We start from the raw sequence: 26,031 nt of genomic DNA, 5'->3' as shown, positions 1-26,031 counted from the left end.
CGTCATCCCCCAATCCGTCATCCCCCAATCCGTCATCCCAGCGAAAGCTGGGATATCCCCGTGATTACGGGTGCGAGCTGCCACACAAATATCCCAGCTTTCGCTGGGATGACGGGTTGTGGGTCGATCGACGGGTTGTGGATCGATTGACGGGTTGTGGATCGATTGACGGGTTGTGGGTCGATTGACGGGTCGTGGGTCGATTGACGATTTGGATGCCCCCGGGGGGAGCGGACAGGCCGTGCGGCGCTACCGCTCCCGCGTCCGTTACCGCCCCTGGAGCTTCCCCAGAATGCTCATCGACTGTTCAGAGCCCGACTGCGGGACGATCTCGCCCGCGCGGTCGATGATTGCGTCCCAGTGCGCGGCGACGCCCTCGACCGACAGATCGTCGCCGGTGAGCAGCTTACCCTGAGTTAGCGTGACGTACGCCGCCTGGAACACGCCCGCGCCAGCCCCGACGATCATGTTGGTGGGGGCATCCTCCGACACCAGGAATACCGCGGCTGGGGCGACCTTGTCGGGGGAGAACGCCTTGAACGCTTCCTCGGGAAAGATGTCCTGCGTCATCCGCGTACCCGCGGTCGGCGCGATCGTGTTAACCTTGATGTTGTTCTTCGCGCCCTCGATCGCGAGGGTCTTGGTAAGCCCGGCGAGCCCGAGCTTGGCGGCGCCGTAGTTCGCCTGGCCGAAATTGCCGTAGAGACCGGTCGACGACGCGGTCATCAGGATGCGGCCGTAATTCTGGCTGCGCATCGTGTCCCATACCGCCTTGGTGGCGTTGGCCGAGCCGTTGAGGTGGACGTCGACGACGAACTTGAAGTCGGCCGGTTCCATCTTGGCGAAGCTCTTGTCGCGCAGCACGCCGGCGTTGTTGATCAGGACGTGGACGCCGCCCCATTTCTCGGAGGCACGGGCGACCATTTCGACCATCTGGTCGTAGTCGGTGACGCTGCCGCCGTTCGACATCGCTTCGCCGCCGGCCGCTTCGATTTCCTCGACGACCTTCAGCGCGGCGTCGGAATGGCCGGTGCCGTCGCGGGCGCCGCCGAGATCGTTGACGACGACTTTCGCGCCACGGCGGGCGAGCTCGAGCGCGTATTCGCGGCCCAGACCGCCGCCAGCGCCGGTGACGATCGCGACGCGGCCCTCAAAACCTATAGACATGAAAAAGGCGCTCCTCTCTTATAGTTGGAGCGCCTTTCCTAGAACGTAAAGCTGGCTAGGCAAGCGGCAGGATCACCCGCCGCTTGCTGCCGGACTTACTTGCCGCCGCGGTTGCGGCAGCCATCCTTGACCGTCTTCGAGCACACCGGATACTCGGCGGGTGCCGGCGTCGGCGGCGTCACAGTCGGCTGACCGAACGTCACGCGGCCCGCGCCCGGTGCCATCGGTGCGGCTGCCATCGGTGCCGCAGCCTGATCGGCCGGGGCCGCCATTGCGGGGTCAGCAGGCGCTGCAGGATCGGCGGGTGCAGCCTGATCGGCCGGGGGTGCCTGCATCGCGGGATCGGCCGGTGCGGTCTGCGCGGCGGGGTCTGCCGGCGGCGTCGTCTGGGCGATCACGGGCGACGCAAGAAGAGCGGCAGCGGCGAGAAGGATGGACTTCATATGAATCTCCTAAATGGGTGCACCATTTTGGTAGCGCGACGTCTGAACGCACTAAGTCGCGCTTAGGTCCTTCGTTTCGCATCCGATTCCATTCGTCCCGCCGCTAGACCCATAGCGGGACAGAGTCCTCAGCCCCCCGTATCGAGTGAATAGCCTGCCGAACGGACGGTGCGGATGATGTCCGGACGCTCGCCTACGTTGATCGCCTTGCGCAGTCGCCGGATGTGGACGTCGACCGTGCGGCTCTCGATATCCGAGTCGTGGCCCCACACCGCATCAAGCAGGCGTTCGCGCGAGAATACCCAGCCTGGATGCTCGAGGAAATGCTTGAGCAGCCGAAACTCGGTCGGTCCGAGCGAGACGACTTCGCCCGAGCGACGGACCTTGTGACCGACCGTGTCCATCTCGATGTCGGCATAGCTCAGCGCTTCACCGGCGAGGGCAGGGCGGACGCGGCGCAGCACGGCCCCGACGCGGGCGACGAGTTCGCGCGGCGAGAACGGCTTGGTCACATAATCGTCGGCACCAGTCTCGAGGCCACGGACGCGATCTTCTTCCTCACCGCGTGCGGTGAGCATGATGATCGGCACGTTCTGCGTCTCGGGTGCGCGGCGAAGGCGACGGCATACCTCGATCCCCGAAAGCCCTTCGACCATCCAGTCGAGCAGGACGATATCGGGCACCTTCTCCTTGGCCAGCAGCAGCGCTTCCTCGCCATCCGGAGTATGCGCGATCTCAAAATCCTCGCGCTTGAAATGCCAGACCAGCAATTCGGCGAGGGCGGCATCGTCCTCGACCAGCAGCATCTTTGCGCGTGCCATTATGCCTGCTCCTTCTTTATGCCGCGTTCGCGATCGACCATCTGCGTGCCGGTCGCGGCGAAATAGACCATCTCGGCGACGTTGGTGGCGTGATCGCCGATCCGCTCGAGGTTCTTGGCGACGAACAGCAGATGCGCGACCTGGCCGATCGTCCTGGGGTTCTCGACCATGTAGGTGACGAGCGTACGGAATATGCTGTCGTAGAAATCGTCCAGCGCATTGTCGCATTCGACGACGCGGACGGCTTCCTCGGGGTCGCGCGCGGCGAACGCGTCGAGCACGTCGTGGACCATCTCGCTCGCCATCCGGCCCATCGCCGGCAGGATCGAGATCGGCTCGATCCGGTGCTCGCTCTCGATCATCGGCACGCGCTTGGCGATATTCTTGGCGTAATCGCCGATCCGCTCGACGACGCCGGCGATCTTCAGCGCGGCGACGACTTCGCGGAGATCGACCGCCATTGGTGCGCGCAAGGCGATGATCCGCACGGCCAGCCGCTCGACCTCCGCCTCGATGACGTCGATCTGCTTGTCGGCGACACGCACCTGTTCGGCGAGCGCGAGATCATTGCGTTGCAGCGCCTGCATCGCCTTGTCGATCGCGTCCTCGGCGAGCCCGCCCATCTGCGAGATCAACCCGCGGAGCTCGCCGATGTCGTTGTCGAAGGCCTTGACCGTATGCGTGTTCATGGTCGTTTCCCGACTCAGCCGTAACGGCCGGTGATGTAATCCTTGGTCCGCTCTTCGCGGGGATTGGTGAAGATGTCCGAGGTGTTGCCGTATTCGACCAGCGTGCCGAGGTGGAAGAACGCGGTCTTTTGACTGACGCGCGCGGCCTGCTGCATGTTGTGCGTGACAATCACCATGGCATAGCGGCCGCGCAGTTCGTGGATCAGTTCCTCGATCTTGGCGGTCGCGATCGGATCGAGTGCCGAACACGGCTCGTCCATCAAGATGACCTCGGGATCGACCGCGATCGCGCGCGCGATGCACAGCCGCTGCTGCTGGCCGCCCGACAGCGCGGTGCCGCTGTCCGAGAGGCGATCCTTGACCTCGTCCCACAGGCCTGCACGGCGCAGCGACTTCTCGACGATCCGGTCGAGATCCGCCTTGGCACCCGCTAGTCCGTGGATACGCGGGCCATAGGCGACGTTCTCGTAGATCGATTTCGGGAACGGGTTGGGCTTCTGGAACACCATGCCGACGCGGGCGCGGAGCTGCACCACGTCCATGTCGGGCGAATAGATGTCCTGGCCGTCGAGCTTGATCTCGCCGGTCACGCGCGCGCTCGCGACGGTGTCGTTCATGCGGTTGAGCGTGCGCAGGAAGGTCGACTTGCCGCAGCCCGACGGGCCGATGAACGCGACCACCTCGTCCTGGTCGACGTCGATCGAGACGTCGTTGATCGCCAGCTTGCTGCCGTACGCCACGGAGACGTTGCGCGCGGTCATTTTCAGGATCGGCGTCTTGGGTTTGGAGTTCATCACCAGCGTGTCTCGAATCGGTTACGGAGGTAGATCGCGACGCCGTTCATCGCGAGCAGGAAGACGAGCAGGACGATGATCGCCGCCGACGTCTTTTCGACGAAGCCGCGGCTGACCTGATCGGACCAGAGGAAGATCTGCACCGGCAGCACGGTCGCCGGATCGCGCAGCCCGCCGGGGGGCGCGGCGATGAACGCGCGCATGCCGATCATCAGCAGCGGTGCGGTCTCGCCCAGCGCACGCGCCATGCCGATGATCGTGCCGGTGAGAATACCCGGCAGCGCGAGCGGCAGGACGTGGTGGAACACGACCTGGACCGGCGATGCGCCGACGCCGAGCGCGGCATCGCGGATCGACGGCGGGACCGCCTTGATCGCGTTGCGCCCGGCGATCACGATCACCGGCATCGTCATCAGCGCGAGCGTGAGGCCGCCGACGATCGGCGCCGAGCGCGGCATCCCGAACGTGCCGAGGAACACGGCCAGCCCGAGCAGCCCGAAGATGATCGAGGGGACCGCCGCGAGGTTGTTGATCGAGACCTCGATCAGGTCGGTCCAGCGGTTCTTCGGCGCATATTCCTCGAGATACAGCGCCGACAGCATGCCGATCGGGAAGGCGAGCAGCAGCGTGACCGCCATCGTCAGCAGCGATCCCTTGAACGCGCCCCAGATGCCGACGCGAGTGGCGTCGGTCGAGTCGGCGGAGGTCAGGAACCCGGCGTTGAACCCGCGCGACACCACGCCGCGGGCGTTGAGGCGTGCATAGGTCGCCTCCGCCTCGGGCGTGCCGACACCCTTTGCGGCGACGTCGATCGGGCTGGAGACGGGGACTTCGAACACGGTCTTGCGCTGGAGCAGCGACGGATCGGCCTTGATCGCGTCGCGGACCACCGCCCACGCGCCGTCGGAGAGCAGATTTGCGCCGTCCTTGCCGTAGGCGGTGCTCGCCGCGGCCAGCACTGTGCCTTCGAGACCGGCGCCGGCGAGCGCGAGATCGGCGCCGCGTCCGATCAGCCGCGATGGCTCGATCGGCAGTTTTGCCCCCGCGAGATCGACCGGCAATGCGACGCGCGTCTCGACGAACCCGCTCGCGCCCTGGCTCAGCATCGAGAACAGCAGGAAGGCGAGGAATGCCGCGGACATCCAAACCGCGGCGAGCCCGGCGAAACGGAAGCGGCGCTCGGACGCGTAGCGACGCTTGATCCGCGACTGCATCGCCTGCGTCGTCCAGTCGGTCGGCACGCGGCGCACCGGCTCGGCCGTGCTGGTCGGCAATGAGGGAACGAGCGTGTCAGTCATAGGCTTCGCGGTACCGTTTGACGACGCGGAGCGCGACGATGTTGAGGAGCAGGGTGACGACGAACAGCGTCAGGCCCAGCGCGAACGCGGCGAGCGTCTTGGGGCTGTCGAACTCGGCCTCACCGGTCAGCAAATCGACGATCTGCTTGGTGACGGTGGTGGTGCTGGCAAACGGGTTGAGCGTGAGCGTGGCGACACCGGACGCGGCCATCACGACGATCATCGTCTCGCCGATCGCGCGGCTGACTGCGAGGAGCACGCCGCCGACGACGCCGGGCAGCGCGGCGGGGAGCAGCACGCGGCGGATCGTCTCGGACGAGGTCGCACCCATCGCGAGGCTGCCGTCGCGCATTGACGAGGGGACCGCTGCAATCGAGTCATCCGCCATCGACGACACGAACGGGATGATCATGATGCCCATCACGAGCCCCGCGGCGAGCGCGCTCTCCGACGACGCCCAGCTGATTCCGATCGACACCGCGAGATCGCGTACTGCGGGGGCGACCGTCAGTGCGGCGAAATAGCCGTAGACGACGGTCGGCACGCCCGCGAGCATCTCGAGGATCGGCTTCATCCATTTGCGCGTGGTCGGCTTGGCATATTGCGTGAGGTAGATCGCGCTCATCAGACCGAACGGAATCGCGACGATCATCGCGATGACGGCGCCGATGAAGAACGTCCCCCAGAACAACGGCACCGCGCCGAGCGACGCGCCCGGATCGCGCGCGTCGATCACCTGCGGGCTCCAATGCGTGCCGAACAGGAAGTCGGTGATCGGCACGACCGAAAAGAACCGCACCGATTCGTACAGCAGTGACGCGACGATCCCGACGGTGGTGAGGATCGCGATCAGCGACGCGCCGAGCAGCGCGAGCATGACGACCCGCTCGATCTGCGTCCGCGCGCCGAACCCGGGTTTGACGCGAGTGAACGCGAACGCGCCGCCGGCAAAGGCGAGCAGCAACGCGGCGGCGGTGGCGATCCAGTCGTAGCGTGATTGCGCCGCGGCGTAGGAGGGCGCGAGCGTCTGCGCGAGGCCGTGGAACGCGCCGAAGCTGCGGCCCTCGGCGAGGCTGCGCGCTTCGGACAGGATCGAGGCGCGGTCGAAGCCGGGCGGGGGAAGTTGGATCGCCGCCGGGGTGGCGAGGACGGCGTCGGTGACTAGCGCGGGCGATGTCACCGACCATACCACGAGGAAGACGAGCGGCGGGATGGCGATCCACAGCGCGACGTACCAGCCGTGATGCGACGGCAGCGAACTGAACCTGGCAGTGCTGCCGGCACGGAATCGCGTGGCGCGGACGCGCGCGGTGAGCCAGCCGATCAGGCCTAGCCCGGCGACGAGGAAGAGGAGTGCGATGGCGGACATTATGCTTCTCGCCCGCCATGATTCGTTGCGCGCATGCGCACCACCTCACCGGCCGCTACCCCGGCGGAGGCCGGGGCCCAGGTGGAAAGGTCGAGGTAACGGCGCGCAGCTTCAGCCAAATCAACGGTGCCCAACTGGGCCCCGGCCTTCGCCGGGGTGGTGGTGAAACGATCAGCCTGCATTGCGACACGCTCGTTCCCCCGCGGACGCGGGGGCCCAGCTAAGTTCCGATATCGAGCTTGGCTCCTGGGCCCCCGCGTTCGCGGGGGAACTAGGGAGGGGGTGTGGCTATGCGAGGAACCGATCACGACAACACCGCCGGATCCAGCACCGTCTCGTTCGCGATGATCGCCGCCGACCGCGCCTGGATCGCGGCCGGCGCCGCGATCAGCCCGCGCTTCACCAGCGGCCCGCTCACACCCCAATTCGCCGCATACAGCTTCAGCAAATTCCGCAGCCCTGGGATCGCGGTCAGATGCGCCTTCTTCACATAGATATATAACGGCCGGGACCCCGGATACGCAGTGTCCGCGATCGTTGCATAGGTCGGCGCGACGCCCGAGATCGATACCCCGTTCACAGCGTCCTTATTCTCTTCGAGGTAGCTGTACCCGAACACGCCGATGGCATTGGGGTTCGACTGCAGTTTCTGGACGATCAGATTGTCGTTCTCGCCCGCATCGACATACACCCCGTCCTCGCGCACCCGCGTGCAGAGCGCCTTGTGGGCATCGGGATCGGACTTCGCGAGCGGCTTGGCCGAGGGATCGCTCGCCTCGCACCCCTTGGTGAGAATCAGCTCGGCGAGCGCATCGCGCGTCCCGCTCGTTGCGGGCGGCCCGTAGACCTGGATCGGCACCGCGGGCAGGGCCGGGTTCACGTCGCGCCAAACTCGCGCGGTGTTCACCTTGCCGCCCGGATTGGCGGCCAAAGCCTTGTAGAGGTCGGTCGGCGTCAGCTGCATCTTCGGGCCGTTCTTCGCCTCGGCAAAGGCGATGCCGTCGATCCCGACCTGGATTTCCATCACGTCGCGCACGCCGTTCTCGGCGCAGCTCTTATATTCGCTCGCCTTCATCCGCCGCGATGCATCCTCGATATCGGGGTGCGCCGCGCCGATTCCTGCGCAGAACAACTTCATCCCGGCGCCGGTGCCCGTCGATTCGATCACCGGTGCCTTCGCATCGGGATCGTTGGCGACGAGCTGTTCGGCGATCATCGTGGTGAACGGATAGACCGTCGAGGACCCGACCGCGGTGATCTGGTCGCGCGAGCCTGCACCGCCGCCGTTCGCCTGATCGACGCACGCGGCCAGAGCGGTCGATACCGCCCCCAACACTCCTAGAAAAACGAACCGCTGCACCAGAATTCCCGTCATGCACCGGCCTTAGCGGTACTTAAGGCGATCCTGTGTGACAGTTGCGTTACCCTTTTATGACACTGCCTTTTACCGCCACGCCGCTCGGCGGCAGAATGACCGACACGGTGGTGCCGACGCCGACCTGGCTGGCGATATCGAGCCGCCCGCGGTGTCGCTCGACGATGTGCTTGACGATCGCGAGCCCGAGCCCGGTGCCGCCTAGCGACCGGCTGCGGCCTGCATCGGCGCGATAGAAGCGTTCGGTCAGCCGCGGGATATGGACCGCCGCGATCCCGTCGCCCTCGTCGCGGATCGAAAGGCGGATCATGCCGGCATCGTCGCGCCTCAGCGCGATCGTCACCGGCGTCCCCGCGCGGCCGTATTTCATCGCGTTGCCGATCAGATTGTGGAGCATCTGCGACAGCTGAACGCGGTCGCCCGATACCGCCGGCAGGTCCGAAGCGATCGTCGCAACCAGATCCTGCCCGCGATCGCCCGCTGCGTCGGCCAGTTCCTCGCGCGTGTCCTCGACCAGCTGCGCGAGATCGACCGCGCTGTCGGGCAGGCGGAACTTCTCCGCCTCGATTCGGCTAAGCGAGATCAGGTCCTCGACCAGCCGCTGCATCCGCCGCGCCTCGTCGTCCATCACCTTGAGGAAACGCGCGCGCACGTCCGCATCTTCCCCCGCCTCGTCGCGCAGCGTCTCGATGAAGCCGAGGATCGACGCGAGTGGCGTGCGCAGCTCGTGGCTCGCATTGGCGACGAAATCGATCCGCATCCGTTCGGCGGCATAGTTGCCTGTCTGGTCGACGAGGTGGACGATGCGCTGGCCGTCCGATGCCTCGCTCAACCGCATCTCCCAGCGCTGGTCGCGCGTGCCGAGCCCGACCAGCTCGATCGGCCGCTCGCCGTCGATCGGTCCCGGTGTTCCCAGTCGTTCCGCCGCCGCCGGATGCCGGATCGCGACGCGCGCATCCTCGCCGAGGATATGCGCGCCGAGCAACGTCCGCGCCGCGCGGTTGGCAAGCGTCACGCGCCCGTCCTGTACCAGCAGCACCGGCGCGACGATCGCATCGAGCACGTCGTCGAGCACGGACGGCGCGGTATGCGCCGCATCGTCGGGGGCAGGCGCCTCGTCGCCAGTCCCTGCCGCGACCAGCGCGGCGGCGATCCCGCCGACCACCGCGACGATCGCACCCTGCACGTCGCGCGTAATCGCGAACACGCCGATCGATGCGACGACGACGACGACGATCGCCCAGAAGGTACGCAGGCCAAATCCCGACAGCATTGTAATCTCCAGGGCGCACAGACTGGGCGCTCGCCCGTCCTAGTTCGGTACGGTCGGCGCGGCTATATTGTCAGCGCTTCAGGATTGTGAAAGGGCTGCACTATAGCAGGGGCATCATGGACGATACGCGATTCACTCAGGACCCGCCTAACCCGGATGCCGCCGCAAGCGCCGACGTGCCGTCGCGGCGGCGCGTGCTGGCGCTCGGTGCGGTGACGGCCGGTGCGGTGATGTCGATCCGGCCCGCACTTGCGCAGACCGCGGGGTCGGTACTGAACTGCGAAATACCCGTCCCCGATGCGAGCCGCGCAGGCAGCTACATCGATGCCGATGGCAAGGTCGTTCCCGCGCGTACCAGGGGGGCGTTTCCCTCGTCGCCACGTCCGTTCAAGGGCGAAGAGGTCAAGCGGGCGATGGCCAATGGCAGCACGCTGCCCGGGACCGACTCCGAGCGCAGCCGCGCCTATGTCAAATATATCCGCCGGTTGCAGCGTGGCCAGGGCGGCTTCACCTGTTTCGCATCGCTGCAGATGCCGCGCGGCTGAGGCCGTGGATAATGCGGTCTATCGCGCACCGCCACGCGATGGCCTGCTGATCGCACCGCTCGACGAGTTTACCGCGGTCTATCACCGTGCGTCGGGGATCACGCATCTGCTGACCGACCCCGCGCCGCAGATCCTCGTCGCCGTGCAGGATGGCGCTCGGTCGCTCGACGCGCTGCTCGTGCATCTCGAGCGCGACTATGATCTGACTGACGGCACCCGCGAGGCTTTGGCGGCGCGGCTCGAGGAACTGGTGGAGGCCGGGCTGGTCGAGCGCGCATGAGGCATGCCTTCTCCGTGCGGATCGGCCCGGTCGGCTTCCGCATCGGTTCGGACTGGCGCGTGCCGATCGCACACCTCGAGACGCTGTACCGCGATTATCCCAAGCCGCCGGACGGCGTGCCCGACTTCACCGTGCGCCTGTTCGCGCGTCGGCCTTGGCGGCGTTTCCTTCGCCCGTCGGTCGAGATCGGCGGTGATTACATGCTGCCCGAGGCTGCCCCGCTGCCGTTGCGGCAGGGGCTGCTCGCCGCCGAGATGGCGATGAACTTGCAGATGGCGCTGGGCGCGCGGCGGTATCTGTTGCTGCATGCGTCGGCAGTCGAGCGCGACGGGCGTGCGCTGTTGATGACCGGCATCTCGGGGGCGGGCAAGTCGACGCTCGCGACGCTGCTGGCGGCGAAGGGCTGGCGGTTCATGGGGGACGAGTTCGTGCTGCTCGAACCGGCGACCGGGCTCGTCCACGCGTTCCCGCGGCTGATCAGCCTGAAGAACGAGGGGATTGTCGCGGCCGAGGCGGCATGGCCCGAGGCGCGGATGGGGCCGCTGCTGCGCGCGACGCCGAAGGGCGACATCCGCCACATGGTCCCCGATGCGCGGGCGATCGCAGCGATGAACGTGCCTGCGCGGCCGGCGTTGCTGGTATTCCCGCGCTACGGCTTCGCGCCCGAGACGCGGTCGGTCCAGCCCGGCGAGGCATTCGTGCGGATGACGCAGGCCTCGACCAACTATGTCGCGCTCGGCGAGGCGGGGTTTCGCGCGCTGACCGGCCTGATCGCCGACGTGCCCGCGATCGCGGTGGACTATCCCGATGGGCCGAGCGCGATCGAACAGGTCGAGGCCTTATGGGCGGACCTGTGACCGACGCCCGCATGCTCGCGCGGGCGCTGGCCGATCCGTCAAGCGTTGTCGGGCTCGATGCGGAAGGGTGGACCGCGTTGCTGGCGATGGCGCGCGCGGAACAGTTGATCGGGACACTGGCGCTGCGGCTCGACGGTCTGGCGATGCCGAACGCGGTGAAGGCGATCCTCGCCGACGCGCGGGCCGCCGCGGAGCACGGCAGGCGCGCGGCATTGTGGGAGGCGGAGATGGCACGGCGCGCGCTCGCCGCGGTCGACTGCCCGGTCGTGCTGCTGAAGGGCACCGCGTTTGTCGCGGCGGGATTGTCGGCGGGGCAGGGGCGGTCGATCGGCGATCTCGACATCCTGGTGCCGCGCGCCTCGCTCGATGCGGTCGAGGCGGCGCTGCTTGCGGCGGGGTGGGAATGGGTAAAGCCCGACCCGTATGACGACGTGTATTACCGCCGCTGGATGCACGAGCTCCCGCCGCTGATCCACCGCGAGCGCGATCGGATGATTGATGTCCACCATACGATCCTGCCGCTGACGGCGCGGATCACGCCCGATGCGGGGGCGCTGATCGAGGGGAGCGTGGCGCTGGAGAACCGCCTGCGCACGCTGTCGCCGAACGGTATGATCGTCCACGCCGCGGCGCACCTGTTTGGCGATGGTGACCTAGCGGGCGGGTTGCGCAACCTGTGGGACATCCGCTGTCTGGTCGATGAGTTCGGGGCAGATGGGCTCGGCGCGGACGCGCTTCATCATGGCGTGCATCGCGAAGCGGCGCGATCGCTGCGGCTGGTCGATGCGCTGTTCGGCGAGGGCCGCACGCGCGGTATCGATCGCCTCTATATCCGCCGCCTGACCGCGCGCGATGGCTGGGGCAGGCCGACGCGCCCGCTGACCCGGTTCGCTTTCTATGTCCGCTCGCACTGGCTGCGCATGCCGCCGGCAATGCTCGCGCGGCATCTCTGGACAAAGTTCAGGAAGGGGTGAGCCTGTCTCGGTCTCCAGAGCCGCTGCTTTACGCCCATCATCTCCCGCCGTCATCCCAGCGAAAGCTGGGATCTCATCGTGCAGGCCGCATCGCCCGCCAAGGGGATACCCCAGCTTTCGCTGGGGTGACGGGAATGGGGTGACGGGAATTCGGAGGCGGCGGAGACCGGGAGGAGGACGCTGGGCTTCAGCTCGCCCGGCGTTACGGCAACCGCGCGCCGCGCCCGCGCCGGGCCGCCCAGACGATCAGCAACACCAACGTGATCGCCAGCGTATCGGCGATCCAGTCGTGGATGTCGCAATCGCGGTGCAGCGAGGGGATCGACTGCAGCACTTCGATCAGCGCGCCGAGGAACGACAGCCGCTCGCCGATCCGGAACAGCCGCGCGGTCGGGAACGAGAGCGCCGCTAGCAACGCCATCGTGGCGAACGCGAGCATATGCTCGAACTTGTCGCCGAACTGGTCGGTCGGCATGTGCGGCGGCTTCGGCAGCAGCGCCATCGTCACTGCGAACACCACCGCCAGGACCAGCGCGACGCGCGTGAGCGTCGTCCGGTTCATGCGCCGAGCCTTTCCAGCGTCGGCAGCAGTTCGTCGTAGCCGTCGATCACCGCGTCGGCGCCAAGCTCGGCGACCGGCTGCATCAGGAAGCCGAAGCTGCATGCGATCGTCGGTAACCCCGCCGCCTGTCCAGCCTGGATGTCGAAGACCGAATCGCCGACGAACGCGGCGCGGCCGCCGCCACACAGCTTCACCATCGCATGGATCGGCATCGGCGAGGGCTTCGACTCGGTGAGCGTGTCCCCGCCGAGGATACACGCGAATCGCTCGGTCAGCCCGAGTTCGGCGAGCACGGTCCGTGCGAACCGCTCGATCTTGTTGGTAACGATCCCGAGCGTCACGCCCTTCGCCGTCAGTGCGTCGAGCGCCTCGATCACGCCCGGATACGGTCTGGTATGCACGCAGATATTCGCCTCGTAGTAAGCGAGAAGCTTCGCATGCAGCGTGTCGAGCATCGCCTCGTCATAGCCGCCGGTCGCGGTCAGACCCTGCTTGAGCATATGCCGCGCGCCGCCGCCGATCATCGGCTTGACCTGCTCGACGGTAAGCTGTGGGCGATCGACCGAGGCGAGCGCATGATTGACCGCGGCGGCAAGGTCTCCACTGGTGTCGAGCAGCGTGCCGTCGAGGTCGAACCCGACGATATCGAATAAAAAATGCGTCATTGCACGGGGGCCTGCCAGCGACGCTATGGAATTGGCAAGGCTTTCGTGGCAGCGATCCTTCCATGACGACGCATTCCAACGACCAACCGTTTCCGGTGCATCCGATCGCGGTAGTAATCCTCGCGGCCGGCAAGGGCACGCGGATGAAATCGGACCTGCACAAGGTGCTTCACCCGATCGCCGGGCGGCCGATGCTGCTGCATCTGGTTGCAAGCGCGGCGACATTGCACCCCGCGAAGACGGTCGTCGTCACTGGGGCGGGGCGCGAGCAGGTCGAGGCGGCGGTCGCGCCACACGGCATCGCCACCGCGCTCCAGGCCGAACAGCTCGGTACCGGCCATGCGGTGGCGCAGGCCCGCGCGGCCCTGACTGGGTTCGAAGGCGACGTTCTGATCCTCTATGGCGACGTGCCGCTGGTCACCGCGGCGACGATGCAGCGGATGATCGACCGGTTGCACGGCGACGATATGCCTGCGGTGGTGGTGCTCGGCTTCCGTCCCACCGATCCCGGCGCCTATGGTCGCGTCATCGCCGACGCTGCGGGCCGGATGGACCGGATCGTCGAGTATAAGGACGCATCGGAACCGGAGCGTGCGGTGACGCTCTGCAATTCCGGTCTGATGGCGGTGCGTTCGACAGACCTGTTCGCGCTGCTCGACCGGCTCGGCAACGACAATGCGGCGGGCGAATATTACCTTACCGATATCGTCGAGCTTGCCGCCGCCGCCGGCCGTTCGTCCGCTGTCATCGAAACCGGCGCGGACGAAGTGGCCGGCGTCAACAGCCGTGGCGAGCTCGCCGGCGTCGAGGCTGCCTGGCAGGCAATGCGTCGCGCACAGGCGATGGCGGACGGCGTGACGCTGATCGCGCCCGACACCGTCTGGTTCGCGCACGACACGCAGCTCGGCCGCGATGTGGTGATCGAGCCCAACGTTGTGTTCGGCCCCGGTGCGCGGATCGAGGACGGTGCGACGATCCACGCGTTCAGCCACGTCGAAGGCGCCACCGTCGGCAAGGGTGCCAATGTCGGCCCGTTCGCGCGCCTCCGCCCCGGCGCGGAACTGCACGCGGATGCCAAGGTCGGCAATTTCGTGGAGGTCAAGAAAGCCGTTATCGGCGAAGGCGCGAAGGTCAGCCACCTCACCTATATCGGCGACGCGGACATCGGTGCAGGCGCGAACATCGGCGCGGGGACGATCACCTGCAATTACGACGGCTATTTTAAATACCGCACCGTCATCGGCGAAGGCGCATTCATAGGCTCGAACTCGGCACTGGTCGCGCCCGTGAATATCGGCGCCGGTGCGATCGTCGCAGCCGGCTCGGTGGTGACCGCCGATGTCGAGGCCGACGCGCTCGCGCTGGTCCGCCCCGAACAGATCGCCAAACCCGGCTGGGCGGCGCGTTTCCGTGAGAGAATGCTTGCCAGGAAGCGGGCATGAGGATCGTCGCACCGGCGCTACTCGCAGCGTTGGCTGGTTGCGCCACGCCTCAGATTTCGCGCGATGCGGTAGTGCCGATGGTCGCGATCGAGCGGGCCGCGGCGCTGGCCCCCGGTGCGTATCCGGGCGTCTTCGTCATGACGGTGCGTGCGTCAGGACGACAGGGATCGAGCCTTTATCTCAATTCGGAAACCGACTATCGCGACCCGCGCAACCTCTCGCTCGAGGTTCGACCGATCGCGCAGGCGCAGCTCGAAAGCCGGCTCGGTACCCCCGTCGACACCGCGTTGCAGGGGCGGACGATCCATGTCGACGGCGAAGCCCGCCGGGTACGGATCAACTTTACCTACGACGGCCGCCCGACCGGCAAATATTATTATCAGACCCATGTTGTCATCGAGCGGGGCGAACAGCTCCTCTCGGTCGACTGAACGAGAACGGACAGGCGTTATGTGTGGCATCGTTGGAATTCTGAGCGGCGAAGACGTCGCGGGTCGGTTGCTCGACGGTCTGAAGCGGCTCGAATATCGCGGCTATGACTCGGCGGGTATCGCCACCGATAATGACGGCGCGATCGAGCGTCGGCGCGCGTCGGGAAAACTCGTCAATCTGGCCAACGAACTCGCCGCGCATCCGCTGCCCGGCAAGACCGGTATCGCGCACACGCGTTGGGCAACGCATGGCGGCCCGACCACCAACAATGCGCATCCGCATGCGACCGGCGAAGTCGCGGTGGTCCACAACGGGATCATCGAGAACTTCAAGCCGCTGCGCGAAGAGCTGATCGCGCGCGGTCGCGTGTTCACCAGCGAGACCGATACTGAAGTCGTCGCGCATCTGGTCAGCGAGAAGGTCGAGGCGGGAATGGATCCGGTCTCCGCCGTCCGCGAGATCCTGCCGCGGTTGCACGGCGCGTTCGCGCTAGCGATCTTGTTCCGCCAGCATCCCGACCTGCTGATCGGCGCGCGGCTTGGTTCACCTTTGGTTGTCGGCCACGGCGACGGCGAGATGTACCTTGGGTCTGACGCGCTCGCGCTCGCGCCGCTGACGCAGCGGATCGCGTATCTCGACGAGGGCGATTGGGTTGTGCTCACGCGTGACGGCGCACAGGTCTATGACCGAGACAACGCTCCGGTCGAGCGTGCGATCACGATTTCGGGCGTCACCGGCGACGTGATCTCGAAGGGCAATCACAAGCATTACATGCTCAAGGAGATTTACGAGCAGCCGATCGTCGTCGCGCAGACGCTGCGCTCGTATCTCAAGCGGATGGAAGGCGAGGTCTCGCTGCCGATCCCCGAATTCGATCTGTCGAGCATCAAGCGCGTCACGATCGTCGCGTGCGGGACGAGCTTCTACGCCGGCATGGTCGCCAAATACTGGTTCGAGCAGTTCGCACGCGTTCCCGTCGATCTCGACGTCGCGTCGGAGTTCCGGTACCGCGCGCCGGTGATGGAAGACGGCGGCTTGGCGCTATTCATCTCGCAGTCGGGCGAGACCGCGGACACGCTGGCGGCGCTACGCCACGCCAAGGCCGAGGGGCAGAAGATCGCGGTCGTCGTCAACGTGCCGACCAGCTCGATGGCGCGCGAGGCGGATCTGCTGCTGCCGACGCATGCCGGGCCGGAAATCGGCGTGGCCTCGACCAAGGCGTTCACCTGCCAGCTTGCCGTGCTGGCCGCGCTTGCCGCGAACCTGGCGCGCGCGAAGGGGCTGCTGACGCGGGATCAGGAGCGCGAGATCGTCCGCCACCTCGCCGAGGCCCCTGCCGCACTCAACGGCGCGCTTGCGTATGACGAGGCTATCGAGGCGATGGCGCACAAGATCGCGAGCGCGCGCGACGTGCTGTATCTTGGCCGCGGCACGGATTACCCGCTGGCGCTCGAAGGCGCACTGAAGCTGAAGGAAATCAGCTACATCCATGCCGAGGGCTATGCCGCTGGCGAGATGAAGCACGGACCGATCGCGCTGATCGACGAGCATGTCCCGGTCATCGTCATTGCACCGTCGGGGCCGCTGTTCGACAAGACTGTCAGCAACATGCAGGAAGTCATGGCACGCGGCGGCAAGGTCGTGCTGATCTCGGACTATGACGGGATCCAGGCGGCCGGCGAAGGCTGCATGGCGACGATCACCATGCCCAAGGTCCACCCGCTGATCGCGCCGCTGGTCTATGCGGTGCCGGTGCAGCTACTGGCGTATCACGTGGCGGTGCTCAAGGGCACGGATGTCGACCAGCCGCGCAACCTCGCGAAGAGCGTCACGGTCGAGTAGCGTACGAGCGTTCAAATCCTCCTCCTGTGGAACGGTAATAAAGTCGTTCCAAAATCTTAAAGTCGTTCCAAAATACAAGTCGTTCCATTCTTCCGGCGGAATAAAATCATTCCATTCCGCCGGAAGTGAGCGGAAGATCGGCTAAAAAGCAGCCAAACTTGTAAATTAAGGGATTCCTGAATGGGCTTGGTGGCACAGAACGGAACGTCTCTATTCCACCCATTTTCCGGCCGCATCGGAGGTAAAGTTGGAATGGAACGGCTTTAGTTGAAAATGAACCTGAACTATCGTTAATGTGGGAATTGGGGATGAATCCCAAACGGCCTGACAGGCCGTCGATCCGCGAGAATAAAGTCGTTCCAAAACGGAATAAACCGGTTCCATTCCTCGAAAACAAAAAAGAGCCGATTTAATAAAGTCATTCCACTTTCGGTGGGCGCTCAGAGGGAGGGGCTAGATTCGCCGCGCATCAGGTCGTGCACCATCTTCAATTCCGATCCCTTCAGGCCGGCCGCGCGCATCACCTTCCACGCCTGCGCGGTAGGCAGCGCGGTGATAATGGCCTGAGTGCGTCGACGCTGGAATGCCTCGATGGTCTCGCTCATTGCGTGGGCCAACGCGTGCGATCGCGGCATCTTCGCCGCGCGCTTGCGTAGCCAGCCGCGACCGACCGTCTCGCGTTCCAGCGCTTCATAGCTGACACGTCCGGGCGGCACACGAACGCGGATGGCAGCCTCGGCAACAATCAACTCTTTAACCGTATCCCCATCCAGCGCCTGCCAGTCGCGGCGGATGCCGGAAGGTGTACGATTACGTCCTTTCATTTGGCGTTGTAGAGGATCAGCGGCGACAGCCTTCGGCTTTCCCGAAGGCTTGGTCGACCAGGGCAGCGCTAGGCCGAGCGAAGCAGCTTCGCGCACCACAGTCTTGGGATCCAACCCGGTCAGACGTCCGACCTCGCGCAGACTCGCATCAGGCTTCACGAGACGCCTCAGGGCGGCTTCCATTAGCGGACCGCCGCTCCTCAGGCGAGGAGGCCCGACGATCCCTGCAGGCGAAAGGCCGCGCGTGTAGGCATAGCCGCAACCACAGACGAACACGCCGATGCGGGCCGAGCGGTTCGCATAGTGGGTCATGGTCGCGATCACCGTCTCGCTATAATGATCGGCAAGCGGATTCAGGCACGGCCACGGACCAACTCCAAAAGGACCCATGCTGTCGGCTTGTGCATCCAAGAACACGTTCAGCAGGGCGTGAAGCAGCGGATGTACGGCCTTCCGGTGACGGCGCGGCATCGCGGCCAGCCAACCGTGTTCGCCGAGCGACGAGACCGCCGGCGGCAAAAGCTCGAGAGAGGTGTCATAAAAAGTCAGAAAGGCGTCCTCGAGGCGCACCTGCTCCACCTGGCGGCCAGCCGGAACAAAGCCAGCCCTCGCAAGACGACGGTGGTAGTGCGGTCCCCAGTGATCGAAGTCGTGCGCGGGCTGGCCGCCCAGCATCGCCGCCTGCGCGGCCGCGACGAGCTGGAGGCGCTCCCTCACGGTATCGCTGAACGCGACCCCGCCTGTCATGGGCAGACTGACCGGGTCGGGCGCCCAAAATTCATGTCGGCCACGTTCGCTGGCGTCGGCCAACAACAACGATGCACCATGGAGGTGGCAGACAAGGCTTCCAGGCAGTTGATGCGCCCTCAGCCAGCATTCCTCGCCAACCTGTCCTGCCGAGATCATTACGCACACGGGGCAGTAGCGTAGATTGTTCAACGGCTGGATTCTGAAGGCGACGAGGCCAAGGGCCGTCTTCATACTGCCACCGTCACCACTCCTAACCGCTTGCAGTGCCTTCTTACGTCGATCATCCGTCTGGTGGGCGGTGTAATAGGGGAAAAGGGTATGGTCATAGGTCAGACGATCCGCGTCGAACCCACTGCCCACGCGCTCCGCCAGTGCCGAGAGGCCCACCGGCAAATCTAGCGCCGCCACGGTCGTCCTGTGGCCGAACATCGTCTCAACGTGCTTCGACGCCGGCGGGAGACCCACCGAGCGGCGATGACGTGACAGGAAGCCGAACAGAAGTTCGTCTTCAACGATCTCGGGCAGGAAGGACGCCGTCACGCTTTGATGGCCTCCTTCACCGTCTTAGCCAGCCCGGCAGCCTTCAGTGCCTCGATTGGATCCTCAGCGCCCTCGATCGTGGCGCCGATGCCACCAGGCAGATGTGGCTTTGGCGTGAGCTTGAGCCCGGAGCCGCCTGCGCCGCCGCTGCGCTTGCGCGGCGACTTCTCCGCCTTCAACAGGTCAGCTACGGTTTCGGTGATGCCGTAGATGTCATCCAGGGCATTGGACGCAACGGCCTGCGCCACGATGCGCTCGACCAACTCTGCCGCGTGGCCACGCCGGATCAGACCCACCTTCAGACCGGCGAGATGGGAGGATTCGGAATCCTTCTCAGCCGAAGCGATCGCCGTGCGGAGATCGCGCAGACGGCGAAACTCCGTTGCCGGCATGCCCAGAGCGCGTTCGAGCACGTCCTCGACATGCTTCTCGAGCGGCATCAGGTCCGGGATCGTCGCAAGGATGGCCATGTTGCCGTCCCGCAGCGCCGCTAGCATCGGTGCCACGATGCCGAACTCCTCCTTGGCGACCAGGCGGTAGAGCTGCTCGTCAAGCACCTCCTCGTCCCCCATTTCCCCCTTGGAAATGGCGCGCATCTGCGCGAGGATGAGCAGCTTCACGGCGATGTCGATAATGCCCTGGCTTTCGTCGAAGACGGCCTCGGAGATCTCTGGCGTCAGCGGACTGTGAACATTGGTCCACTGGTAGCGCCACATCTCCGTCAGCCAGTCGTCCCACTCCTCTCCACGGCGCAGGGGCTCCCAGTTCGGCTGGCCCAGGCCAGAAGCGCGACGCGCCTCGCGGAACGCGGTCTGGATGATGCTGCGCGCCTCGTTCGTCCCGATCAGCATGATTGGCACGCCAAGCAGGTTCACGAGCGTAACCAGGAAGTTGATCAGCGGCCGCGGTCCCTCGGACGACTGCAGCAGGTGCTGGAGCTCGTCGACCACGATCAGGCCGATTCCATGCAGAACCGCTAGGTGTTGGAGGAGCAGCATCATGTGATCGGCGCCGATCCGCGAGTTTGCGCTGAACGTCTCCGAATACTTCGTGCCTAGACGCTGGTCGATTGCGTCGAACGCCGAGATACAGAAGCTGCGCCGCCCGCCCTTCGACGGACATTCAATCTTGAGGCACGGGATCTGAACGACGTGGTACGACGTCTCGGGGACCACCGTCTCGGGCAAGGAGGACACCACCCGGTCGGAAACCATGGTCTTACCCATTCCCGGCGGACCGATCAGCACGAAGCCTGACGCGCCCATGCCCACGGTGGGCGGACGGGTGGCGGCGACCGCCTTCGCGGTCTCGGTCACGAACCCCTCGTCGACGTTCATCTCCGCGAACTCCTTGGCGAAATCGATGCCCTGCTTGCTGCGAGATCCCAAGAAGCGCTCGATGCCCGCCGCGCTAGAGAGATAGGCCTTGCGGTGCCAGCCGTTGGCCGGGTTGCGCGCCTTGTATCCCTGGCGGATTACCATGTGGATGCGCTCCACCAGCATCACGTGGCGCTCGATCGGCACGCTGACCTCGAACAAGCGCAACACGGCATATTTGCGCTGGTCGTGGGGAAGCTCTCGCTCGCTGTCAGCGTGTTCGGCCGGTACGGTCAGCAGGTCGATCCGCTCAGCCAGCGTCGGCGGCTTGCCGAGAGCACGCGTGAAGGGATTGTTCCAGAGTTCGGGCAGCCAACCGTCGGGTACTTCAGAACTGGTGGGATTGGCTTTGCTGTCAGTCGTGCTCACGCTACTTACTCCTTCCTGCTGCCTTCATCATGTCGCGCATGGTGGGCTTCGCATGCGGTTTCTTGGATACTTCGGGGAATGTGTCTGCCTCGCTCATCCTGCTCGCGTTCTCGGACAGCGACGTCGGTGCTACGACCGGCTCGACGTTCGTTCCCGGCTTCCTCACGCCCATCTTGGTCTGGTATTCCGCGACGTCATCGGCACGATCGAGCTCGCGCTCTACGGCCGTCTTCGCCCGTAGATCACTCGTCTGCTCGGAGTTGCGGTCCTTGTTGGGCAAGGCGTCGTATTTGGCCTTCGCCTCTCCGACTTCTGACTCGTTTTTGGACTCCATGCCGACACGTTTCATGGTTTGCTCGTCCCGACGGTCGGCGGACACATGGTTGACCTCGCGGATATCGTCCTCGACCTCCCATCCGTCCCAGCCCAAGCGACGACGACTGGTTGGGGTCAGCTGCGCGACCTCATATCCGTTCGGCTCTCCGTCGATGTGAACGTAGATAAGATCGACATCGCGTTTGTCGTAGCTGATCGTGACCTTGAAGCGCTTTTTGCGGGCCTTCTCGAACCAGCGTTTCTTGACGGCGTAAGGGCAGGTGTAGTGATTGCCGTGATAGGAGATTCCGAACGGCGTGACAGACGCTTCCGCGGTGGGCAGCAGCGCGAAAAGGAAAAGCTCCTCCTTGGGCGCACGCGGTAGGCCACCGATGTTGCCGATGCCCCAGTTCCAGATTTCGCGCGGCACCGAGGGCACCTTGTCCTCGGTCATCCCTGAGTCGCGCTGATACTTCTTCAGTTCATGGTGGTTGTTGAAGTAGAGGATCTGTCGAATGATGATCCGAGTCAGATCGTCGATGTCGAGCACGGCATCCAGCCGGTAGTCGCGACCGCCGCGCTCCTGGTAGTCGGTGTCTATATACCCTTCGACATAGGGCTTCCAGTCGACCTGTAGGATGCGAAAACGGGATTCGACGATCCCTTTCCAGTCCGCCCTGTAAGCGGCCGCATTCTCAACGGAGATATTGAAGCGCTCGATCGCGCCCAGGATTTTCTGGCTCTCGATCTCGCCGCGATCGCCCTCGAGGATCCCGCAAATGTGATTGCAGGGCCATTCCTCGGGAATAATGGAGATCCCATACTTCGCGCAGAAAGCGACCTTGTCCGTAACGGCATTGGCAAGCGCCGTCATTGCCGCCTGCCATGAGGGCGGATCGAGGCTCAGGGAGAAACCGACGATCATGCGGGAAAAGACGTCGATGACGACGTAGAGCGTAGCCCGCCTCATCAGCTTGCGGCGATTGCGCCGGGAACGGAGATAGACGTCGATGATCGTCGCATCGATCTGGAAGCGTGCCCCCGGACCCCACGCTTCAATGTTGGAATCACTCAACAGAGCGCGGTTTTTCATGTCCCACTTGCGAGCACCAAGACGGCGGCGCTCGGATTCAATACGATCTCGATTACGTTTGACGTGGTAGACGAACTGCTCGAAGCGCGGCAGGCCGGCAGCTTCGTATTCCCCGGTGGGAATGTATTTCGGCCACACCGAGTGCAGTTCTTCCACAATCTCGGAGAAGAACATCCTCATGCAGCGGCGGTAGGCTGCGGGCATGTCGATCTTCGACTTGCGCTCCCACTCGTCCGCTGAGATGAGGAACATGCGCTTCATGTCCTCGGTCACGTTCTTGCCCGACTTGGCGCCATAAACGACAGTACGCCCGCGCTTGGGATCGCCGTCCCGCGCGGGACGATCCTCGCCTTTCGCTCCACAGTTTTCAAGTTTGGAGTCGGTGGAGCCGCGTACCATCCCGCCATCGAAGGCACGCAGCAGAAGGGTTTTAATCCAGCGTTCCGACAAGCCGAGCCGCTGCGCCGTCTCCGTGACAAGCGTGACGCGGTGACGTTTGATGAAAATCGAAGGGACGTGTGTAGTGACAAGGGGCTTAACCACGGACCAGTTCGCCACGCGCTTGGCGAGTTGGGCGTCGGTGAGTTTGTCGTCCGGAGGATAGACAGGCATCATGCCCGTTTGGATGGTCCACGCACCGGACTCGACCATATCGGCGACGTCGACCAGATCAACGGAATGCGGATATTCCTTCGGCTTATCGGCATCCTTGACGAAAATCACCTCGGCTCCGACCCAGAGCACCTTGAGGCGCGGGGGCTCGTTACCGGTCAGAATGATGTCGTGAGGCTGGAGGTTCACGAGGCACCTCCAGCAATGACGACCTGCGTTACAGGACCGCGCATGTTGAGGCGACCGTCACCGACGTGGATCAACAGTCCAGTGGCCAAAAGTCGCTTGCAGGCGCGGATGCCAGTCCCTGGAACCCAGCCGTACTTCGCCTCGGCTTTCTTGATGGCGTCAATCAGCCGGTTCTGAACGGTGTTGGCCAACTCGAACAGCATGTCGGCCGACTCAGCTTCGATGACGTCGCCGCCGACGAGATTGTCGATGTTGCGCCATTCGGCGACCTGCTGGCGGTTCATGCGGTGGTCGACATTCTTGCCGTCCACGACCAGCACGCACTCGATCCCGCGACGCGCCCAGTAGGTGCGCTCGATCTCCAGCTTCTGGATCGTGCGCGGCTTGAGCATGTCTTCGCCCGTTTTGACAGAGAACGCGACCTGCCGACCGCCAACGAGATCCACGAGCAGGTCGGTCGTCATCACCGCGTCGACGCCGTTGGCCGCCGGGTGGCGGACGCCCAGTTCCTCTGCGATGATGATCGTCGTGTGCCGGGGCAGGGGGTACTGCTCTCGGATGTCGATGACACGCGGTGAGGCGTCGAGTTCGAGGAAAACCTCGTTCTCGCCATCGGACAGCAAGTGCATCACGCGACGCGTCTTCGCGCTTAGGGGGCGATGAACGCGGCCTAGCGATGAAAAGTCGTGGATCTTAATCCAGGGGATGTAGTCCTTGCCATGCCCCTGGCCGCGTCCTTCGCACACCAGCTTGGCGATCCTCTTCTCGGTATTGGGATAGCGATGCTTCGCCATGTCCTTCTCCTGCACGCATACGGGGACAGCCGCCCTGACGAGCAGGGACGTCAAACTGTCACCCACCTTGTTCACGGGTGGTCTGTGAGCCGAAGAGGTGTGGAAAAGTTAAGCGCAGCGAACGGGCCACAGCGGGCGAAAACGCACGCTTGACCCGGAATTCGGTATCTGCGATTCAGAACTGGTGGTGACCACGACGACTTCGGTTTGCCGGCTTCGTCTACGACATTTCGATATCCCCTTTTTCGCTCTTGCTGGGTTGAGAAAAGAAATCAGATGACCGGTCATCATCCGTGGGACCGTCCGTTGGCGCGGACGGTCCCTTTCCTTTCATGATCCATGTGGTGCCGACGTGCTCGACGAGCCCACGGCCTTCCATCTTCTTTAGAATCGGCGACAGGCTGGTGCGCGCGACCCGCGTCCCGAACCTAGCCTCGATCGCATCGATGATCTCGCGCACGCCCATTGCCCGACTAGTGTCGTCCAGGACGCCGAGCGCCATGTCGCGGATGGACGGCGTGTCGCCGATCTGGCGGCGATCAGGAAAGTAGCCGAGCAGAGCTTGGTTGGCGGCTAGATCGGTCCGGACGCGCACGGCGCGCGCCTCCAGATCCAGCGCCTCCTTCTCAAGCCTGACGATCGTCGCCCGCACGTCACTCTCCCGCACAACGAGCTGCCGATCGGCAGAATTCGTATCATCAACGTCCATGACCATCTGGATTCCACGCCACCCTCTGAGAGTCAACGTAGATTCCTGATGAACACTAGAGACGGTCTCTAGATTGGCTTGACGATCTAGATCGTGCCCGGATGGGAATACGCAAGTCAGCGCTATTTGAAGAATGTGCTTTCGAGCTTGACATGTTGCGCGGGAGCAACACTAAAGGCCAGAGCTAAAACACCGGAGTCCCGTCACTATGATACGGCCCGTCATACTCGTGATAATGACGCGGTTCCGTTCAGACACGGGAGGTCAGGTTGAGCCTTCTCAACCGAATCACAAGACTGATGATGCCATGCTTCTGGCGTGCCATCGAATTCGCGTCCCCAGTCTCGTGCCCGAAGCGCTATTGCGACCGGCGGCCAAGCGCCGTTCTTCCCTGACCCGTATCCCGGCGAAACCATATACAGCATCGTCGCACGTTATCAGCGGATACGGGGTCTCGATCACGTCGCGCTCTGCATCGATCTGTTCGGCATGGAGAAGCGGGTATTCTCGCCTACGCTACCTACAAGTATCAATCGGATAGCGATGAGGGGAGCGGGTTTGGGACTGCAACCGGAGGATCTCCTCCGAGAGAATACTGCACATGGCTACTATACGGCCTATGCGACCACCGATGCCGCAGATCGGCTAACCGCTGAAATGTTGCCTGATGAAGGAAAGCCGGTGATGTTTGCCGGTCAGCGTGGCGCGCCAGTCGGCCTTCTTGCGCGATTGAGGTTCTGCCCAGCATGCCTGGAATACATGAGGTCCGAGCATGAGGAGACACACTGGCGCCTCATACACCAGATCCCAATTGTCCTGGTGTGCCCACAGCATGGCGAGATCCTGCGCGAAAGTGTTATTTCTGGGACCGGCGTCGTACCCGGATTTCAGGTTCCCAATTCCAAAAACTGCCCGGACGATGCGTCGCCGGTTGTTGCCGAGCACGTGAACCGAGACATGCTCGCGAGGCTCGCGATGGCCGCGACCGAAACGATGTCGAAGCCGCGTCGGAGCCCAGTCGAATGGCGTGAGCTTTTACGTTGCGTACTTGCCGAGCGAGATTTGCTTACGCCTGCAGGGCGCTTACGATTTACGGACATACAGGACGAGATAAACCGCTCGCTCGGGCCCATTGCGCAGGCGTTCCCGCGCATCCGGCTCAAAATTTCCAGTAGGCAGACCTGGTTTGACACCCAGATGACGTCGAGCACATCGAGTTCCACAGATCGGGCCTTGCTAATCGAGCTGGCGTTCGGGTTGATCTGACGATCGCGATCAGGATCATCGCGCGTTAGGGTAAGGGCGCGCCGATTAGGCTGTCTTCGCCACGTTCCGCACGGCTACCTGACCACAAGGACCTCGACGTAAGACGTCCTCAGAGCGTTAACCCGGTCCGCCTGACGGCATACCGAACGCCGTCCCCGCGGAATGTGCCAGGAAATCCTACGTACATCTCTGGCGCTTGCGGTCCTACCATCCTACAATATGTTCCGAGAGAGATCGTGCATCGTGCGACACCCTCGGGGCATTAACGCAACGGAATGGAACGACTCCATTCAGGACGCTACAACCCGAAGGAATGCATAATGCAAAAAATGGAATGAGTTTCACGAACGCAGATCGATTGGATGC

General features: G+C 64.3%; 25 protein-coding genes. 8 read left to right on the top strand and 17 right to left on the bottom strand.

Annotated features, from left to right (window positions below; translation table 11 throughout):
• Positions 1 to 267: 267 nt before the first annotated feature.
• The 10 genes from U1763_RS12710 to U1763_RS12665 form a co-directional block, all read right to left on the bottom strand.
• Entirely contained in the window at positions 268 to 1,167 is a 900-nt protein-coding gene (locus tag U1763_RS12710; RefSeq protein WP_332755498.1) for an SDR family NAD(P)-dependent oxidoreductase, read from the bottom strand.
• A gap of 95 nt (positions 1,168 to 1,262) precedes the next feature.
• On the bottom strand, positions 1,263 to 1,610 hold the full coding sequence (locus U1763_RS12705; RefSeq protein WP_132737757.1) for a hypothetical protein: 348 nt from the start codon (positions 1,608 to 1,610) through the stop codon (positions 1,263 to 1,265).
• Between the two features lie 128 nt (positions 1,611 to 1,738).
• Positions 1,739 to 2,431: a phosphate regulon transcriptional regulator PhoB gene (phoB, locus tag U1763_RS12700; RefSeq protein ID WP_055873047.1), complete on the bottom strand. Its 693-nt coding sequence runs from the start codon at positions 2,429 to 2,431 to the stop codon at positions 1,739 to 1,741.
• On the bottom strand, positions 2,431 to 3,120 hold the full coding sequence (gene phoU, locus U1763_RS12695; protein ID WP_056057297.1) for a phosphate signaling complex protein PhoU: 690 nt from the start codon (positions 3,118 to 3,120) through the stop codon (positions 2,431 to 2,433). Before phoU ends, phoB begins: the two co-directional genes overlap by 1 nt.
• 14 nt (positions 3,121 to 3,134) lie before the next feature.
• Positions 3,135 to 3,914 carry a phosphate ABC transporter ATP-binding protein PstB gene (pstB, locus tag U1763_RS12690; protein ID WP_332755497.1) on the bottom strand — a complete coding sequence of 260 codons (780 nt, stop codon included), beginning with the start codon at positions 3,912 to 3,914 and terminating at the stop codon, positions 3,135 to 3,137.
• On the bottom strand, positions 3,914 to 5,128 hold the full coding sequence (pstA, locus tag U1763_RS12685) for a phosphate ABC transporter permease PstA (RefSeq protein ID WP_443026927.1): 1,215 nt from the start codon (positions 5,126 to 5,128) through the stop codon (positions 3,914 to 3,916). Before pstA ends, pstB begins: the two co-directional genes overlap by 1 nt.
• A gap of 76 nt (positions 5,129 to 5,204) precedes the next feature.
• A complete protein-coding gene (gene pstC, locus U1763_RS12680; RefSeq protein WP_332755495.1) occupies positions 5,205 to 6,581 on the bottom strand; it encodes a phosphate ABC transporter permease subunit PstC in 1,377 nt (458 codons plus the stop codon).
• Complete coding sequence (locus U1763_RS12675; protein ID WP_332755494.1) at positions 6,581 to 6,763, bottom strand: hypothetical protein; 183 nt, start codon at positions 6,761 to 6,763, stop codon at positions 6,581 to 6,583. The genes pstC and U1763_RS12675 overlap by 1 nt, the downstream gene beginning before the upstream one ends.
• A gap of 122 nt (positions 6,764 to 6,885) precedes the next feature.
• Positions 6,886 to 7,956, bottom strand: a complete 1,071-nt coding sequence (locus tag U1763_RS12670; protein ID WP_332755493.1) for a substrate-binding domain-containing protein — start codon at positions 7,954 to 7,956, stop codon at positions 6,886 to 6,888.
• A 46-nt stretch (positions 7,957 to 8,002) separates the two neighbouring features.
• Positions 8,003 to 9,229 carry an ATP-binding protein gene (locus U1763_RS12665; RefSeq protein WP_332755492.1) on the bottom strand — a complete coding sequence of 409 codons (1,227 nt, stop codon included), beginning with the start codon at positions 9,227 to 9,229 and terminating at the stop codon, positions 8,003 to 8,005.
• A 116-nt stretch (positions 9,230 to 9,345) separates the two neighbouring features.
• Between U1763_RS12665 and U1763_RS12660 the strand changes: the two genes are divergently transcribed.
• Genes U1763_RS12660 through U1763_RS12645 form a run of 4 tightly spaced genes read left to right on the top strand, consistent with a single transcriptional unit; the run spans position 9,346 to position 11,885 of the window.
• Positions 9,346 to 9,774, top strand: a complete 429-nt coding sequence (locus tag U1763_RS12660) for a hypothetical protein (RefSeq protein ID WP_132737772.1) — start codon at positions 9,346 to 9,348, stop codon at positions 9,772 to 9,774.
• A gap of 4 nt (positions 9,775 to 9,778) precedes the next feature.
• Positions 9,779 to 10,054 carry an HPr-rel-A system PqqD family peptide chaperone gene (locus U1763_RS12655; RefSeq protein ID WP_332755491.1) on the top strand — a complete coding sequence of 92 codons (276 nt, stop codon included), beginning with the start codon at positions 9,779 to 9,781 and terminating at the stop codon, positions 10,052 to 10,054.
• Positions 10,051 to 10,911, top strand: a complete 861-nt coding sequence (locus U1763_RS12650) for an HprK-related kinase A (RefSeq protein ID WP_332755490.1) — start codon at positions 10,051 to 10,053, stop codon at positions 10,909 to 10,911. Before U1763_RS12655 ends, U1763_RS12650 begins: the two co-directional genes overlap by 4 nt.
• On the top strand, positions 10,896 to 11,885 hold the full coding sequence (locus U1763_RS12645) for a nucleotidyltransferase domain-containing protein (protein ID WP_332755489.1): 990 nt from the start codon (positions 10,896 to 10,898) through the stop codon (positions 11,883 to 11,885). Before U1763_RS12650 ends, U1763_RS12645 begins: the two co-directional genes overlap by 16 nt.
• 202 nt (positions 11,886 to 12,087) lie before the next feature.
• Here the strand turns inward: U1763_RS12645 and U1763_RS12640 are convergent, their stop codons facing one another.
• The gene (locus U1763_RS12640) at positions 12,088 to 12,447 is read right to left on the bottom strand and encodes a VanZ family protein (protein WP_132896170.1); all 360 of its coding nucleotides are present in this window, start codon (positions 12,445 to 12,447) and stop codon (positions 12,088 to 12,090) included.
• On the bottom strand, positions 12,444 to 13,112 hold the full coding sequence (locus U1763_RS12635) for an HAD family hydrolase (RefSeq protein WP_332755488.1): 669 nt from the start codon (positions 13,110 to 13,112) through the stop codon (positions 12,444 to 12,446). Before U1763_RS12635 ends, U1763_RS12640 begins: the two co-directional genes overlap by 4 nt.
• A 62-nt stretch (positions 13,113 to 13,174) precedes the next feature.
• On the opposite strand from U1763_RS12635, the gene glmU reads away from it, so the two are divergent.
• Genes glmU through glmS form a run of 3 tightly spaced genes read left to right on the top strand, consistent with a single transcriptional unit; the run spans position 13,175 to position 16,828 of the window.
• Positions 13,175 to 14,554 carry a bifunctional UDP-N-acetylglucosamine diphosphorylase/glucosamine-1-phosphate N-acetyltransferase GlmU gene (gene glmU / locus U1763_RS12630; RefSeq protein WP_332755487.1) on the top strand — a complete coding sequence of 460 codons (1,380 nt, stop codon included), beginning with the start codon at positions 13,175 to 13,177 and terminating at the stop codon, positions 14,552 to 14,554.
• A complete protein-coding gene (locus U1763_RS12625) occupies positions 14,551 to 14,985 on the top strand; it encodes a hypothetical protein (RefSeq protein ID WP_132737789.1) in 435 nt (144 codons plus the stop codon). Before glmU ends, U1763_RS12625 begins: the two co-directional genes overlap by 4 nt.
• A gap of 19 nt (positions 14,986 to 15,004) precedes the next feature.
• Positions 15,005 to 16,828 carry a glutamine--fructose-6-phosphate transaminase (isomerizing) gene (gene glmS, locus U1763_RS12620; RefSeq protein ID WP_332755486.1) on the top strand — a complete coding sequence of 608 codons (1,824 nt, stop codon included), beginning with the start codon at positions 15,005 to 15,007 and terminating at the stop codon, positions 16,826 to 16,828.
• A 440-nt stretch (positions 16,829 to 17,268) separates the two neighbouring features.
• Here glmS and U1763_RS12615 read toward each other — a convergent pair whose 3' ends face one another.
• From U1763_RS12615 to U1763_RS12595, 5 genes are all read right to left on the bottom strand, one after another.
• Positions 17,269 to 18,942 carry a TnsD family Tn7-like transposition protein gene (locus tag U1763_RS12615; RefSeq protein ID WP_332755485.1) on the bottom strand — a complete coding sequence of 558 codons (1,674 nt, stop codon included), beginning with the start codon at positions 18,940 to 18,942 and terminating at the stop codon, positions 17,269 to 17,271.
• Complete coding sequence (locus U1763_RS12610) at positions 18,939 to 20,687, bottom strand: ATP-binding protein (RefSeq protein ID WP_332755484.1); 1,749 nt, start codon at positions 20,685 to 20,687, stop codon at positions 18,939 to 18,941. The genes U1763_RS12615 and U1763_RS12610 overlap by 4 nt, the downstream gene beginning before the upstream one ends.
• A 1-nt stretch (position 20,688) precedes the next feature.
• Entirely contained in the window at positions 20,689 to 22,896 is a 2,208-nt protein-coding gene (locus U1763_RS12605) for a TnsB C-terminal domain-containing protein (protein WP_332755483.1), read from the bottom strand.
• Positions 22,893 to 23,690: a TnsA endonuclease N-terminal domain-containing protein gene (locus U1763_RS12600; RefSeq protein ID WP_332755482.1), complete on the bottom strand. Its 798-nt coding sequence runs from the start codon at positions 23,688 to 23,690 to the stop codon at positions 22,893 to 22,895. Before U1763_RS12600 ends, U1763_RS12605 begins: the two co-directional genes overlap by 4 nt.
• A gap of 220 nt (positions 23,691 to 23,910) precedes the next feature.
• Positions 23,911 to 24,405, bottom strand: a complete 495-nt coding sequence (locus U1763_RS12595) for a hypothetical protein (protein ID WP_332755481.1) — start codon at positions 24,403 to 24,405, stop codon at positions 23,911 to 23,913.
• Positions 24,406 to 24,717: 312 nt separating this feature from the next.
• Here U1763_RS12595 and U1763_RS12590 point away from each other — a divergent pair, with 312 nt between their 5' ends.
• Positions 24,718 to 25,665, top strand: a complete 948-nt coding sequence (locus U1763_RS12590; RefSeq protein ID WP_332755480.1) for a TniQ family protein — start codon at positions 24,718 to 24,720, stop codon at positions 25,663 to 25,665.
• The last annotated feature ends 366 nt before the right edge of the window (positions 25,666 to 26,031 follow it).

Origin of the sequence: Sphingomonas sorbitolis (assembly GCF_036663875.1) — a bacterium.
Lineage (GTDB): Bacteria > Pseudomonadota > Alphaproteobacteria > Sphingomonadales > Sphingomonadaceae > Sphingomonas.
This window is presented reverse-complemented; position numbering and strand designations above follow the sequence as displayed.

What these genes read in the sequence shown, in the direction of transcription:
- U1763_RS12710 (WP_332755498.1), bottom strand. Translation starts at nt 1,167, where the DNA reads ATGTCTATAGGTTTTGAGGGCCGCGTCGCGATCGTCACCGGCGCTGGC.
- U1763_RS12705 (WP_132737757.1), bottom strand. Translation starts at nt 1,610, where the DNA reads ATGAAGTCCATCCTTCTCGCCGCTGCCGCTCTTCTTGCGTCGCCCGTG.
- phoB (WP_055873047.1), bottom strand. Translation starts at nt 2,431, where the DNA reads ATGGCACGCGCAAAGATGCTGCTGGTCGAGGACGATGCCGCCCTCGCC.
- phoU (WP_056057297.1), bottom strand. Translation starts at nt 3,120, where the DNA reads ATGAACACGCATACGGTCAAGGCCTTCGACAACGACATCGGCGAGCTC.
- pstB (WP_332755497.1), bottom strand. Translation starts at nt 3,914, where the DNA reads ATGAACTCCAAACCCAAGACGCCGATCCTGAAAATGACCGCGCGCAAC.
- pstA (WP_443026927.1), bottom strand. Translation starts at nt 5,128, where the DNA reads ATGCAGTCGCGGATCAAGCGTCGCTACGCGTCCGAGCGCCGCTTCCGT.
- pstC (WP_332755495.1), bottom strand. Translation starts at nt 6,581, where the DNA reads ATGTCCGCCATCGCACTCCTCTTCCTCGTCGCCGGGCTAGGCCTGATC.
- U1763_RS12675 (WP_332755494.1), bottom strand. Translation starts at nt 6,763, where the DNA reads ATGCAGGCTGATCGTTTCACCACCACCCCGGCGAAGGCCGGGGCCCAG.
- U1763_RS12670 (WP_332755493.1), bottom strand. Translation starts at nt 7,956, where the DNA reads ATGACGGGAATTCTGGTGCAGCGGTTCGTTTTTCTAGGAGTGTTGGGG.
- U1763_RS12665 (WP_332755492.1), bottom strand. Translation starts at nt 9,229, where the DNA reads ATGCTGTCGGGATTTGGCCTGCGTACCTTCTGGGCGATCGTCGTCGTC.
- U1763_RS12660 (WP_132737772.1), top strand. Translation starts at nt 9,346, where the DNA reads ATGGACGATACGCGATTCACTCAGGACCCGCCTAACCCGGATGCCGCC.
- U1763_RS12650 (WP_332755490.1), top strand. Translation starts at nt 10,051, where the DNA reads ATGAGGCATGCCTTCTCCGTGCGGATCGGCCCGGTCGGCTTCCGCATC.
- U1763_RS12645 (WP_332755489.1), top strand. Translation starts at nt 10,896, where the DNA reads ATGGGCGGACCTGTGACCGACGCCCGCATGCTCGCGCGGGCGCTGGCC.
- U1763_RS12640 (WP_132896170.1), bottom strand. Translation starts at nt 12,447, where the DNA reads ATGAACCGGACGACGCTCACGCGCGTCGCGCTGGTCCTGGCGGTGGTG.
- U1763_RS12635 (WP_332755488.1), bottom strand. Translation starts at nt 13,112, where the DNA reads ATGACGCATTTTTTATTCGATATCGTCGGGTTCGACCTCGACGGCACG.
- glmU (WP_332755487.1), top strand. Translation starts at nt 13,175, where the DNA reads ATGACGACGCATTCCAACGACCAACCGTTTCCGGTGCATCCGATCGCG.
- U1763_RS12625 (WP_132737789.1), top strand. Translation starts at nt 14,551, where the DNA reads ATGAGGATCGTCGCACCGGCGCTACTCGCAGCGTTGGCTGGTTGCGCC.
- glmS (WP_332755486.1), top strand. Translation starts at nt 15,005, where the DNA reads ATGTGTGGCATCGTTGGAATTCTGAGCGGCGAAGACGTCGCGGGTCGG.
- U1763_RS12600 (WP_332755482.1), bottom strand. Translation starts at nt 23,690, where the DNA reads ATGGCGAAGCATCGCTATCCCAATACCGAGAAGAGGATCGCCAAGCTG.
- U1763_RS12595 (WP_332755481.1), bottom strand. Translation starts at nt 24,405, where the DNA reads ATGGTCATGGACGTTGATGATACGAATTCTGCCGATCGGCAGCTCGTT.